We start from the raw sequence: 12588 nt of genomic DNA on the forward strand, positions 1-12588 counted from the left end.
GCGGGCGGGCCGGTCAGTCCGAGCAGAGCCATTCGGTGACGTAGTCCCGGCCGTCGTGGTGCAGCAGACCGCGGACGCATTCGCCGGGCGCCGTGTCGAGCGTGCCGGTCAGCTCGGCCGAGCCGTCCTTCGTACGGAGGGTGCCGAACCAGCCGGGGAACGCGGTGATCCGCGCGTCCTTGCGCTGGTAGCCGAGCTGGACCGCCGGGCCGGGGCCCTTTTCGCCGTCGGCGCCGTGCCGCACGTAACGCGTCGTGAACGCCCCCTCGCCGCCCACCGGGCCCTCGACGCAGAGCCGGCCGCCGGTGAGGTCGCCGCAGCCGTCGGGAGTGGCACCGGCCGGTGCCAGGGCAAGCACCGCGCCGAGAGTGAGCGCCGCCGCGCGGGCCCGTCCGTGTCTCATGGCGTCATCGTCGTGCGGCGCGCGCGGAACGGCATCCGGGCTTGGGCCGGGTGGGTGCCTCCAGTGACCGACAGGGCTAAGCGGGGCGGGCGGCGCCCGCGAACGGCATCTGGTCGATCGGGGCCATCCGCACCCCGGCGCCGGGCCGAGGGGCGTGGATCATCTGCCCGCCGCCCACATAGAGCCCCACGTGCGAGATCCCGGAGTAGAAGAACACCAGGTCGCCCGGGGCGAGCTGGGAGCGGGAGACCCGTTGTCCCGCGTTGATCTGCGTGTACGTGGTGCGGGGGAGGGCGACTCCGGCGGCGCGCCAGGCGGCCTGGGTCAGCCCGGAGCAGTCGAACCCGGCGGGGCCGGTCGCGCCCCACACGTAGGGCTTGCCGATCGCCCCGCGCGCGTAGGCGATCGCGGCGGCGGCGCGGGCGTTGGGCGCGGCCAGGGCCGCCGTGGCGGCGCGGTTCCGCGAGCGGTCGGCGCGCGGGTCGGCCGACCCGGTGCTCCCCTCGTACCGCGCGCGCTCGGCGGCGGTGAGCCGGTCGAGGAGCCTCCGGGCGTCGTCGAGCTTCTTGTTGATGGTCGACTTGTGCGTGGCCAGCTCGGCCTGACGCTTCTTCAGGTCGGCGAGCTTTCCGTCGGCCTTCGTACGGAGGCGGTCGATGTCGCCGAGCTGCGTGCGCATCCCACTGACGGCGCGGGCCTGCTGGAAGCCGGCCCGTTCGGCGAGCGCCGCCCCGCGCAGATACTCGTCGGGGTCGGAGCTGAGGGCGAGCTGTACGGCGGGGTCGAGACCGCCCGCGCGGTACTGGGCGGCGGCGATCGAACCGAGCGCGTTGCGCGAGACGTTGAGCCGTTCCGTCCGCCGCGCGGCCTCGTCGCGCAGCTTGTCCAGCGAGGCGCGCGCGTCGTCCGCCTTCTCCTTCGCCCCGTTGTACTTCTCGGTGGCGGCCTCCGCCTCGTGGTAGAGCTTGTCGACCTTCGCCTTCACCTGCGCCGGCGTGAGGCGCGGCTCGGCGTGTGCGGAGCCTTCGAGCCCGGTGGCCGTCGCGGCGCCCGCGAGGGCGAGAGTGGCCGCCGTACGGCCGTACTGGCCGCTGAACGGTCGGTGCTTGGATCGGGGTCGGCGGTGCGCTGCCACGGGGGCGTCCACATCCTTCGTTCCGGCTCTGTTCCGTACGGGTTCCTGACGTGAGGACGCTAGGCGCGGCGGTCACGGCAGCGCGGCGGCATGGCCGTAATTGCCCGCAGCCGGCAGCTCGGCGACGGAATGTGGCCGCCGGGTCCCCACCGGATTCGACAGTCCCGGACAGAACTTGACCGATCGGATGACACCGGCACATGCGGCGGGGGAGCGGTGGTACAGCGGCCCCGGGGGGCGGGCCCGAACTGTCAGCGGTCGCGCGTAGGTTCTTCCCATGACCACTCTCGGGGAAATGCTGAAGGGGCCTTGTTCCAGGTCGCTTTGGGATCGGCTGTGCCCGCTGCTCGAAGCCCTGGACGAGTCGGAGGTGGCCACCGCCGCCACCGGTCTGCGGAGCTGGCCGCCGGAGCAGCGGCCGATGCCGGACCGGTGGTGGGCCGAGTGGCTGGCGGGTGACGTACGGCCGTACCACGCGCTGGCGGGGACCCGCAGGCTCGGCCGGCTGGTCGACGTGGAGTCGGCCAGGGTGCCGGCCGAGCCGGAGGCGGACCGGGACGAGTACGAAGAGGCGAACGACAGGGTGCACACGGCCTCGGGGTACGCGCTGACCGACGGCGTGGCATTCCCCTACGGCGCGATGGCGGTGGCGGCCCCGTCCGGCCTGCGGCGGCTGGTGTTCGGCGCGGTGGCCGAGTGGCATCACAACGGCGGCGACGTCGTCGGCTGGAGCACGGTCGCGAGCGGTCCGCTGACCATGTTCCTCGGCGGCGCCGACTACCACGACAACCCGCTCGACATCCAGATATCCCCGGACGGCGCGACCGTGGCCGCCTCGGTGGAGTGCCGCTGGCACGCCTGGTCGTCGGCCGGGGAGCCGCTGTGGACGCTCGACCCCGAGGACATCTGGCCGGACGGATCGGCCGGTGCCGGGGCGGACGACGGGGACGAGGAGGAGGCCGAGGACGACCACGTGGGCATCGACGTGCCCGTGCGGTTCTCGTTCGACGCGGACGGTCGGAGGGTGGCCGTGGGGCGGCTGCGCGGCGGCCCCGTTGCCGTCCTGGACGCGCGGACCGGGAAGGTCCTGGCAGGTTCACCCGGTCCGGACGGGGCGCGCTGGGAGGGCGAGGGCCCCGTCGCCCTGGACGCGGCCGGGAGGCTGCTGGGGCACGCCCGCGGCAGCCGGCTGGTCGTGCGGGACGCGGCCGGCGGCGCGGTGCTCGCCGAGGCGGACACCGGGCTGGTCACGATCCACGCGCTGGCCGCGGCGCCGGACGGCACCGGGTTCCTCGCCGTCGGGGCCGACGGCAAGGACGACCCGGCGGTGTGCGTGCTGACGCTGTCCCCGCCGTCGACCGAGTCCTCGTCCCCGGCCGAGGCCCCGGCCCCGCCGTCCACCCTCACCGCGGGTGAGCTGATACGGCCGGACCGGGCGCCCGACGGCATGGTCGCCACCGACCCGCTGTCGGTGATCACCGCGCGGGCGATATGGACCGAGGGCGGACCGCTCGCGTTCATGTCGTCGGACGTCGGCGACGTCCTCTTCGGCGGCGACGGCCGCGTGCTGCGGCTGTCGTCCGGGCCGAGCGTCGCCGCCTTCACCCCGGACGGCCGCGCCCTGGTCACCGTCGGGTGCGCCGAACAGGACGAGATGGACCCGATCGACGTCTGGTTCCTCAACGGCCCGGCGGGGCGACCCGCTCAGGCCGGGCGCACGCTGCCGTAGATCGGCATGTAGTAGATGGACTCCTCGCGGACGTTCGCACCCGGCTTCGGCGCGTGGATCATCTTGCCGTCGCCCTTGTAGATGCCGACGTGGCTGATGTCGTCGTAGAAGAACACCAGGTCGCCGGGGAGCAGATCCGCCGTGGCGACCCGCTTGCCGACCTTCACCTGGTCCCAGGTCGTACGCGGCAGTTGGACGCCGGCCTCCTTCCAGGCGGCGCCCGTCAGCCCCGAGCAGTCGTACGAACTGGGGCCGGTGGCGCCCCACACGTACGGCTTGCCGATCTGGGCGCGGGCGAACGCGAGGACCTTCTCGGCCTTGGCCGCGTACGTACCGTCCGTGGCCCCCGAGCCGCCGCCCGAGCCCGAGCCCGTGTCCGTGCCGCCCCCGGTGGCGGGCGCCTCCTCCTGCCGCGCCTCCTCCTGACGCTTGCGCTCCGCGGCCTCCTCCTCGGCCTTCGCCTCGGCCTTGCGGCGCGCCTCCTCCTCCTTCTTCCGCTCCAGCGCGGCGAGCCGCGCCTTCTCCTCGGCCGTCAGGTCCGACAGCAGCGACCGCGCCGCCGCGAGCTTGTTCTGGACCTTCTGCTTGCCCGCCTTGAGCGACGTCTGCGACTCCGTCAGTGTCTCCAGGCTCTTCGTCGCCTTCACACGCTGTTTGGCCGCGGACCGCTGCTCCTTCTGGAAGTCCTCGACGGCTTCCTGCTGGCGGTCGGTCAGCCGGTCCATCAGCTGGGTCTGCTCGAAGTACGACTCCGGGCTGTCGGCGAACATCAGGGCGGCCGTGGGACCGACCGCGCCCGCGCGGTACTGCGCCGCCGCGTACGTACCGAGGGAGCGCCGCGCCTCGTTGACCTTCTCGGCGCTCTTGGCGACGTCGTCCAGGACCCGGTCGACCGACTTGCGCTGCGTGTCGGTCGCTTCCTTCGCCTTGTTGTACTGCTGCGTCGCAGTACCGGCCTGCCGGTACAGGTCGTCGACCTTCTTCTGCACCTCTTCTATGGAGGGCTTGGGCTCCGCCGGCGCGGCGGTGGCGCTCTGCGTCGACAGAAGCGTGACCGAGGCGAGTGCGGCCGTCGTGAAGCCGACAGCCGGTGTGTTCGCGCGCACTCCGGTGCGACTGCGCGATTTGCGATGCGACGCCAAGGTCGGCATCTCCTTCCGTGGACCGCCTACCGGGTTAGCTGTCGGGTTCGGGCGGAACGGAAGGCTGCCCTACGGGCCAGGATCACGGCCCGATTCACCCCGGTGGAACTTGGTGGGTCCCCGGTTCCGGACTCCCTTCGGGAAGCCCGGATTCGGCGCAGGCAGCCCGCTTGGCGCTGATCGCCGATGGAGTACGGACGGCCTCGGCGTGCACGCTAGCCAATCTGTGGTGCCGCTGTGAAGGTTGATGGCCGATATGCCCGATACATTTTCGTGACCTTTGACGCAAACGCTCGTTGGTGCCCCCGCGAGGCCATGTGGCGGCGGGCTGTCAGTGCGGCACCCTAGACTCAGGAAGCGATGAGCAGCCTCTTTGACGACAGCTTCCTGGCGGACCTCCAGCCCTCGGCCGAGGAGCCCCCGCCGCCACCCGAGGACACCGCTCCGGAACAGGTGCCCGACGATCTCTTCGGAGGGAAGTTCGACGTGCCCCCGCCCAGGGATGCGTACCACCGAGACGGTGCGCCGCGCACGGTCGTGGACCCGGCGGCGCTGCTCGAAGGGCTGAACGACGAGCAGCGCGCCGCCGTCGTGCACACCGGATCGCCGCTGCTCATCGTGGCGGGCGCGGGCTCCGGCAAGACCCGGGTGCTGACGCACCGGATCGCGTATCTGCTGGGGAACCGCAGCGTGCATCCGGGCGAAATACTGGCGATCACGTTCACCAACAAGGCCGCGGGCGAGATGAAGGAGCGCGTCGGACAGCTCGTCGGACCGCGCGCCAACGCCATGTGGGTGATGACGTTCCACAGCGCCTGCGTGCGGATCCTGCGCCGAGAGTCGAAGCGGCTCGGGTTCACGTCGTCGTTCTCGATCTACGACGCGGCCGACTCCAAGCGGCTCATGGCCCTGGTCTGCCGCGATCTGGACCTCGACCCCAAGCGCCACCCCCCGAAGGCGTTCAGCGCCAAGATCTCGAATCTGAAGAACGAGCTGATCGACGAGGAGACCTTCGCCGGCCAGGCCACGGACCCCTTCGAGAAGACGCTGGCCGAGGCGTACCGGATGTACCAGGCGCGGCTGCGCGAGGCCAACGCGCTGGACTTCGACGACATCATCATGACGACGGTCCATCTGCTCCAGGCGTTCCCGGATGTCGCGGAGCACTACCGCCGCCGGTTCCGCCACGTCCTGGTGGACGAGTACCAGGACACCAACCACGCGCAGTACACCCTGGTGCGTGAGCTGGTCGGCCCCTCGGGCGAGGGGGACGACCCGGCCGAGCTGTGCGTGGTCGGTGACGCGGACCAGTCCATCTACGCGTTCCGGGGCGCCACGATCCGTAACATCCTCCAGTTCGAGGAGGACTACCCGGACGCGACGACGATCCTGCTGGAGCAGAACTACCGCTCCACGCAGACGATCCTCAGCGCGGCCAACGCGGTCATCGAGCGCAACGAGAGCCGGCGGCCCAAGAATCTGTGGACGAACGCGGGAGCGGGCGCCCTGATCACCGGGTACGTGGCGGACACCGAGCACGACGAGGCGCAGTTCGTCGCCGACGAGATCGACCGTATGACGGACGCGTCGGAGGCCAAGGCGGGCGACGTCGCCGTCTTCTACCGGACGAACGCTCAGTCGCGTGTCTTCGAGGAGATCTTCATCCGCGTCGGCCTGCCGTACAAGGTCGTCGGCGGTGTGCGCTTCTACGAGCGCAAGGAGGTCCGCGATGTGCTGGCCTATCTGCGCGTCCTCGCCAACCCGGAGGACAGCGTCCCGCTGCGCCGGATCCTGAACGTGCCCAAGCGCGGCATCGGCGACCGGGCCGAGGCGATGATCGACGCGCTCTCGGTCCGGGAGAAGATCTCCTTCGCGCAGGCGCTGCGCCGGGTCGACGAGGCGTACGGCATGGCGGCCCGCTCGTCGAACGCCGTGAAGCGCTTCAACACGCTGATGGAGGAGTTGCGTACGGTCGTCGAGTCCGGCGCCGGTCCGGCGACGGTCCTGGAGGCCGTGCTGGAACGGACCGGCTATCTGGCGGAGTTGCAGGCGTCGACCGACCCGCAGGACGAGACGCGGATCGAGAACTTGCAGGAACTGGCCGCCGTGGCGCTGGAGTTCGAGCAGGAGCGCGCGCAGGCGGCCGGGGCGGAAGCGTCGGGGACGGGAACGGCGGACACGGAAGCGGACGCCGACGCGGGCGGTGTCGACGCCGACGAGGCGGCCGCCGCCGGGGACGCGCCCGCCGCGACTCCGTCCGGGACCCTCGCCGAGTTCCTGGAGCGGGTCGCGCTGGTCGCCGACTCCGACCAGATCCCGGACGAGGACGAGGACGGCTCCGGTGTCATCACGCTGATGACGCTGCACACCGCGAAGGGGCTGGAGTTCCCGGTCGTCTTCCTGACGGGCATGGAGGACGGCGTCTTCCCGCACATGCGTGCGCTCGGCCAGGCGAAGGAGCTCGAGGAGGAGCGCAGGCTGGCGTACGTCGGCATCACGCGCGCCCGCGAGCGGCTCTATCTGACCCGGTCCTCGATGCGCAGCGCGTGGGGCCAGCCCTCGTACAATCCGCCGTCGCGCTTCCTGGAGGAGATTCCGGGCGAGCATCTGGCGTGGAAGCGCACCGGCCCGATGGCCGCCCCCGCCGGGCCGACGTCGGGGATCACGTCCTCGCTGTCCACGTCCCGCTCACGGTCGGGCCCCGCCGGGTTCGCCACACGGCGCGCGACCGAGAAGCCGGTCATCTCGCTGGCGGTGGGGGACAGGGTCACACACGACCAGTTCGGGCTCGGGACGGTCGTCACGGTGACGGGGTCGGGCGCCGACGCGCAGGCGACGATCGACTTCGGTGACTCGAAGCCGAAGCGGTTGCTGCTGCGGTACGCGCCGGTCGACAAGCTCTAGCGAGCGGTCCAGGCGCGGGGACGCGCGGGTACAAGGATGCGGCGGGCCGACGAGGCCCGCCGCGTCGATGCCGGGGAAAGCGCGGAGCCGGGAGCGGCGCGGAACGGACCGCTTACGACAGTTCGAGACCGTGGCTGCGGAACCAGGACAGCGGGTCGATCGCCGAGCCGCCACCCGGCCGTACCTCGAAGTGCAGGTGCGGACCGGTGGAGTTGCCCGAGTTCCCGGAGTACGCGATCTCGTCACCGGCCTTGACCGATCCGGAGCGGATCTTCGTGCTGCTGAGGTGGCAGTACCAGGTCTCGGTGCCGTCGGGGGCGGTCACGATCGCCATGTTGCCGTAGGCGCCGTTCCATTGCGTACGGACCGTGCCGTCCGTCGCGGCCATCACGGGGGTGCCGTACGAGACGGGGAAGTCGATGCCGGTGTGCATCGACATCCAGTTGACGCCGGCCTGGCCGTAGTACGCGCTGAGGGCGTGATTCGCGACGGGGATGGCGAACTTGGGGCGCGCGGCCTCGCGGGCCGCGGCCTCTGCCTCGCGCTTCTTCTTCTCCGCCGCCTGGCGTTCCTTGAGGTCGATGCGCTCCTGGGTGCGGCTGGCGCGGTCCCCGAAGTCACGCGCGTCGGCGTCGAGAGCGGCGAGTTGGGTGTCGAGCTTGTTGTTGACCGCGGCGGGTTTGATCGCTGTCGCGTCCGCGGCGGTGACCGTGGTCGAGTCGTCCTTGGTCTCCTCGGCGCCGAGTCCGCCGACCGACGCGGCGGCGATACCGGCGACGCCCATGACACAGGCGGAGGGGACGGCGACGGTCAGCAGTGCCGAACGCTTCGCCGGCGTACGACGCCTGCCCCGGCTGCCTCCGGCCGCCCGGCGGACCGGGCGGGGGGTGACCGTCGCGGCGGTGGCGGTGGCCGCGGCCCCGACAAGGTGGTCCGCGTGAGGGTGGTCCGCGTGCTCGGAGTGGTCCCATTCGGGCGACGAATCCGATTCCGACACCTGTTCAGGTTCCGGACCGGGCGTGTCGTACTCGTGCTCCTGGCCGCTCTCGTACTCGGGCTGCGCGTACTCGGCCTGCGTGAACTCCGGCTGGTCGTACGCGGCTTCGTGCTGGTGCTCGACCTCGGGGTCGTAGGCGGCCGACTCGTACGCGGCGGGCTCGTAAGTCGCCTCGTGGGACTCGTACGTCGCCGGGTCGTGCGACTCGTACGTCGCGGTGTCGCCGTAGTACGGAGCCGCCGGAGTCTCGCTCTGGAACGGTACGTCCGGCTGGACCGCCGGTTCGCCCGAGTTCCAGGCGGTGGCGTCGTAGGCGCCGGTGTCGGCGACGGGCGCCGACCACTGGTCGGCCGGGGCGCTCTGGCCGGTCTGGTCATATCCGTAACTGGCCGCCTGGTTCGCCTCGTTCCAGGCGTTGGCGTCCCACTGACCCGTCGTGTCGTACGACTGCTGGGGTTGGTGGGGCTGCTGAGGCTGTGCCGCATAGGCGTCGTACGCCTCGTACTGAGCCTGGGGTGCTTGCGGCGCCTGCGTCGCGTAGGGGTCGTAACCCTCGTAACCCGCGTTCCACTGCGCCGAGTCGTACTGACCGCTGTGGTCCGTCTCGTAAGTGACCGTGCCCACCGGGCTCGTGCCCGGAAGCGCGCCGAAGAGCGGGTCACTGTCGAAGCTGCCTGTGGAGTAGCCGTCGTGGGCGGCGTATCCGGCGTGGGGGTGCTGGTCGTTCACCAACTTCTCTCTCGCCTCGGCAGCAGAACCAGGCTCCTGGGGCCGTCTTGACGAACGGTGGGACCCAGAAGGGAAAGCAGTGGCCGCGACTGTACCCGGCGGTATGCGACGGCGACAATCTTCCTCGACTTCCGGGCGCTCTGGAAACGGGCATTCGGCCGTCTTTCGGCGAACTGCGGGCGCACCTTTGGCACTACGTTCGAAGATTGTTCGATTTCAAGAGTGTCGGCGAGGTGTCGAACCGACATCGAATCGGGCGTGGGCGCAACCAATTTCGATCTCGGCGTTTGGGGCGTCACGCCACCGATATCGCTCCGCCGGCCTGGCCCTCCGTGCTTTCCGCGTCGCTTCCCGCCCATTCGGCCGACTCGATGAGGCCCGCGAGGTCGTCGTCGCCGTCGTGCTCCAGGACGTACCGGATACCGGCGGCGACGGCCGGATGCACCGGCAGCGCGAGGTGGCCGATACCGGTCACGCCCACGTTCTCCGCGACGAGGTCCGGGTGCTCGACGCGGGCCGCGCCCACCGGTGACATGACCTGGTCGAGATCGCTCCAGAAGCTGACGAACCGGGTCCGGCAGCCGGGCGCCGGCTCCCGAAGCTCCTCGATCAGGTCCGAGCCGGGCCGCATCTGCCGGACGACGGGGTGCGCGCTCGCGAGCGGGATGGCGGCCGTACCGGCGTGCGGGGTGCCCATCGTGATCAGGGTCCGCACCCGTGCGTCGCCGTCCAGTCGCTGTACGTAATACCGGGCGATCAGTCCGCCGAGGCTGTGGCCGACGATGTCGACCTCGCGGTGCCCCGTACGGGCGCAGATCTCCTCGATGTGCCGGCCCAGCACCTCGGCCGCCAGCCGGATGTCGCTGGTCAGCGGCGAGAAATTGAGGGATTCGAGATGCCGCCAGCCGTGCCGGGCCAGCGAGCGGCGCAGCAGGACGAAGACGGAGCGGTTGTCCACGAAACCGTGCAGGAGCAGGACCGGCGGCCGTGAGCGGCCCTCCGTGGGCAGTGTGGCCGCCTCGGGCGGCAGCTCCGGGGCCGGGCGTTCGTTGGCGATACCACCCGGATAGAGGACCATGTGCCCCGCGAGAATCGCCAGCTCAAGGGCCGAGGCCCGCAGGAGCGTGACGGGCAGCTCCCAGGCCGCCGGCCGCCGCACCACGGACGGAAAGGGCGAGAAAAGCTCGGAGAAAGGCGGGATCTTCATTGACCTACCTCCCTACGCCACACGGGAAGCGGCTCCCTTGCGGCTCTCGTACCAGGTGGGGCCGGTACGACGCAGAGTGAACATGTCCCAATGTGTGATTTCCCCCTCCCCGGCCACCGCGAAACAGCGGCGTGCGAGATGCTGGAGATAACGTTCGTTCACATCTCCGTCCCTCGCCGGTACGGGGACCCGTGCCAATGACGACGAAGTCGGTATGTGGAGGCAGTGATGGGTGTGACCGGTCCGATCCGAGTGGTGGTGGCGAAACCGGGTCTCGACGGCCACGATCGCGGGGCCAAGGTCATCGCGCGAGCGTTGCGGGATGCGGGTATGGAGGTCATCTACACCGGGCTGCACCAGACGCCCGAGCAAATCGTGGACACCGCGCTCCAGGAGGACGCCGACGCGATCGGCCTGTCGATCCTGTCCGGCGCGCACAACACGCTGTTCGCGAAGGTCATCGATCTGCTGGACCAGCACGACGCGCGGGACATCAAGGTCTTCGGCGGCGGCATCATCCCGGAGGCGGACATCGCGCCCCTGAAGGCGAAGGGCGTGGCGGAGATCTTCACGCCCGGCGCGACGACGACGTCGATCGTCGACTGGGTGAACGCGAATGTCCGGCAGCCCGCGGGTGCGTAGTACGTAGTGCACAGTGCGGTGGCCGGGGCGGGGTGGCCGGGCCACCGCCGGACCTCAGTCGCCGGCCGGGCTGCCTGTTCTCGTCGAGCCCTCACCTGTCAGTTCCGACAGCATCGCGGCGCGCAGCCGCAGCGTGGAGACCAGGCGCTGGAACGCCTCCGACCAGTAGCCGCCCGCTCCCGGTGACGCGCCCTCCGGTTCGTCCGGGGTGGCGGTGAGGATCTCCAGTCGGGACGCCTCCGCCGGGTTCAGGCAGCGTTCCGCCAGGCCCATCACGCCGCTGAAGCTCCACGGGTAACTCCCGCCGTCCCGCGCGATGTCGAGCGCGTCGACCACCGCCCGGCCCAGCGGCTCGGACCACGGCACCGCGCAGACGCCGAGGAGCTGGAATGCCTCCGAGAGGCCGTGCGCGGCTATGAACCCGGCCACCCAGGCGGCCCGTTCCGCCGCGGGCAGGGTGGCCAGCAGCTTCGCCCGCTCCGCCAGTGACGACGCCCCCGGACCGGTGGCCGGGGATGCGGCCGGTGGGCCCAGCAGGGCGCGGGCCCAGTGGGAGTCCCGCTGGCGGACGGCGGCGCGGCACCACGCCGCGTGCAGTTCGTCCGTCCAGCCGTCGAGGACCGGCAGCGTCACGATCTCCTCGGGCGTACGGTCCCCCAGTCGGCCCGACCAGACCGACAGCGGTGTCGCCTCCACCAACTGGCCCAGCCACCAGGACCGTTCGCCCCGGCCGCTGGGCGGTGTCGGGCTCACCCCGTCGCGCTGCATGTCCGCGTCGCACTCGTGCGGCGCCTCGACGACGACCGTCGGGCCCGTGGGGCCCTCGGTGCGGTCCAGGCTCACGCACGTGGCCGCCCGCGCCGCCATCCGCGCGGCCAGCGCGGAGTTCGGCAGCGCGGACAGCAACTCCGCGGCGGTCGCGCGGACATTGCGGCTGCGGTCGGAGAGCGCGTCCTCCAGGAAGGGCTCGTCGAGGTCGGACAGTCCGGCGCGCAGCGAGTCGAGGAACATCAGCCGGTCCTCGGCGCGCTCCGTCGGCCATGTCGTGGCCAGCAGCGCCCGCGCCGCGGTCGCGTCCTGCGCGCGGACGGCCGCCAGCAGAGCGACGCGCTCCGCGAACAGCCCCTGCTCCCACAACTGCTCCACGGCCTCGGTGTCCCGGACGCCCGGCAGGACGGCGCCGCCGGACGCGCCGCGCAGCGCGAACTTCCAGTCCGAGTTGAAGCGCGCGAGCCAGAGTCCGCGCGGGCCGGCGAACGCGAGGGCGTGCGGCCGCAGGTCGTTGCGCCCGCGCGCGGCGTCGAGGAGCGCGGGCAGCGCGGCGGCGGGGGCGCGGTAGCCCTCGTCGTTCGCGGTCGTGAGCCACTGCGGGAGCAGTTCGGTCAGATCAGGGGCCGTACCGCGTCTGCCGCCCGTACCGGCCGGGGCCGAGCGGTCGGCCAGCAGCTGGGAGAGGCGCCTGCGCGCGGGCTCCGGCAGTTCGCGGCGGCCGTCGTGCGGCGCGGGCTCCGGCCGGGCGGCGGCGCGCGCGGGCAGCAGACCCGCCCGCCGGCGGAGCGTGTGGAGCGCGGCGGCGTCGAGGAGCGCGACGGGCGCGTCCTGGCCGGGAGCCATGACGTCCGCCGGCGGGGTGCGCCGGTCGGTGCCGAGCAGGGCCGACGTGACGAGATCTTCCCAGAGGGTGGTGCGGGTCATCGGAT

General features: G+C 71.7%; 9 protein-coding genes and 1 riboswitch. Of the genes, 3 read left to right on the forward strand and 6 right to left on the reverse strand.

Annotation, left to right across the window (positions count from 1 at the left end; all coding sequences use genetic code 11):
* Nucleotides 1-13 precede the first annotated feature (13 nt).
* Nucleotides 14-403, reverse strand: coding sequence for a hypothetical protein (locus tag ACFWHU_RS09145; RefSeq protein ID WP_385791473.1), 390 nt, complete (start codon nucleotides 401-403; stop codon nucleotides 14-16).
* 76 nt (nucleotides 404-479) lie between these two features.
* On the reverse strand, nucleotides 480-1538 hold the full coding sequence (locus ACFWHU_RS09150) for an NlpC/P60 family protein (protein ID WP_387224488.1): 1059 nt from the start codon (nucleotides 1536-1538) through the stop codon (nucleotides 480-482).
* 277 nt (nucleotides 1539-1815) lie between these two features.
* Between ACFWHU_RS09150 and ACFWHU_RS09155 the strand changes: the two genes are divergently transcribed.
* On the forward strand, nucleotides 1816-3267 hold the full coding sequence (locus ACFWHU_RS09155) for a YncE family protein (RefSeq protein ID WP_387224489.1): 1452 nt from the start codon (nucleotides 1816-1818) through the stop codon (nucleotides 3265-3267).
* On the opposite strand, the gene ACFWHU_RS09160 is transcribed toward ACFWHU_RS09155, so the two are convergent.
* Nucleotides 3243-4418 carry an NlpC/P60 family protein gene (locus tag ACFWHU_RS09160; protein ID WP_387224490.1) on the reverse strand — a complete coding sequence of 392 codons (1176 nt, stop codon included), beginning with the start codon at nucleotides 4416-4418 and terminating at the stop codon, nucleotides 3243-3245. The genes ACFWHU_RS09155 and ACFWHU_RS09160 overlap by 25 nt on opposite strands.
* Nucleotides 4417-4577, reverse strand: a riboswitch (cyclic di-AMP (ydaO/yuaA leader). (Overlaps the previous gene by 2 nt.)
* A gap of 192 nt (nucleotides 4578-4769) precedes the next feature.
* Here ACFWHU_RS09160 and ACFWHU_RS09165 point away from each other — a divergent pair.
* Nucleotides 4770-7313 (forward strand): ATP-dependent DNA helicase, encoded by a 2544-nt coding sequence (locus ACFWHU_RS09165; protein WP_387224491.1) that lies wholly within the window; start codon nucleotides 4770-4772, stop codon nucleotides 7311-7313.
* Nucleotides 7314-7425: 112 nt separating this feature from the next.
* Here ACFWHU_RS09165 and ACFWHU_RS09170 read toward each other — a convergent pair whose 3' ends face one another.
* Nucleotides 7426-9039 carry a peptidoglycan DD-metalloendopeptidase family protein gene (locus ACFWHU_RS09170; protein ID WP_387224492.1) on the reverse strand — a complete coding sequence of 538 codons (1614 nt, stop codon included), beginning with the start codon at nucleotides 9037-9039 and terminating at the stop codon, nucleotides 7426-7428.
* 295 nt (nucleotides 9040-9334) lie between these two features.
* Nucleotides 9335-10246: an esterase/lipase family protein gene (locus ACFWHU_RS09175; protein ID WP_385791463.1), complete on the reverse strand. Its 912-nt coding sequence runs from the start codon at nucleotides 10244-10246 to the stop codon at nucleotides 9335-9337.
* A gap of 228 nt (nucleotides 10247-10474) precedes the next feature.
* Between ACFWHU_RS09175 and ACFWHU_RS09180 the strand changes: the two genes are divergently transcribed.
* A complete protein-coding gene (locus ACFWHU_RS09180; protein WP_385791461.1) occupies nucleotides 10475-10888 on the forward strand; it encodes a cobalamin B12-binding domain-containing protein in 414 nt (137 codons plus the stop codon).
* 54 nt (nucleotides 10889-10942) lie between these two features.
* On the opposite strand, the gene ACFWHU_RS09185 is transcribed toward ACFWHU_RS09180, so the two are convergent.
* Nucleotides 10943-12583: a DUF5691 domain-containing protein gene (locus tag ACFWHU_RS09185; protein WP_387224493.1), complete on the reverse strand. Its 1641-nt coding sequence runs from the start codon at nucleotides 12581-12583 to the stop codon at nucleotides 10943-10945.
* Nucleotides 12584-12588: the final 5 nt, after the last annotated feature.

It is taken from the genome of Streptomyces sp. NPDC060366 (assembly GCF_042725135.1).
Classification (GTDB): domain Bacteria; phylum Actinomycetota; class Actinomycetes; order Streptomycetales; family Streptomycetaceae; genus Streptomyces.

What these genes read in the sequence shown, in the direction of transcription:
- ACFWHU_RS09145 (WP_385791473.1), bottom strand. Translation starts at nt 403, where the DNA reads ATGAGACACGGACGGGCCCGCGCGGCGGCGCTCACTCTCGGCGCGGTG.
- ACFWHU_RS09155 (WP_387224489.1), top strand. Translation starts at nt 1,816, where the DNA reads ATGACCACTCTCGGGGAAATGCTGAAGGGGCCTTGTTCCAGGTCGCTT.
- ACFWHU_RS09160 (WP_387224490.1), bottom strand. Translation starts at nt 4,418, where the DNA reads ATGCCGACCTTGGCGTCGCATCGCAAATCGCGCAGTCGCACCGGAGTG.
- ACFWHU_RS09165 (WP_387224491.1), top strand. Translation starts at nt 4,770, where the DNA reads ATGAGCAGCCTCTTTGACGACAGCTTCCTGGCGGACCTCCAGCCCTCG.
- ACFWHU_RS09175 (WP_385791463.1), bottom strand. Translation starts at nt 10,246, where the DNA reads ATGAAGATCCCGCCTTTCTCCGAGCTTTTCTCGCCCTTTCCGTCCGTG.
- ACFWHU_RS09180 (WP_385791461.1), top strand. Translation starts at nt 10,475, where the DNA reads ATGGGTGTGACCGGTCCGATCCGAGTGGTGGTGGCGAAACCGGGTCTC.
- ACFWHU_RS09185 (WP_387224493.1), bottom strand. Translation starts at nt 12,583, where the DNA reads ATGACCCGCACCACCCTCTGGGAAGATCTCGTCACGTCGGCCCTGCTC.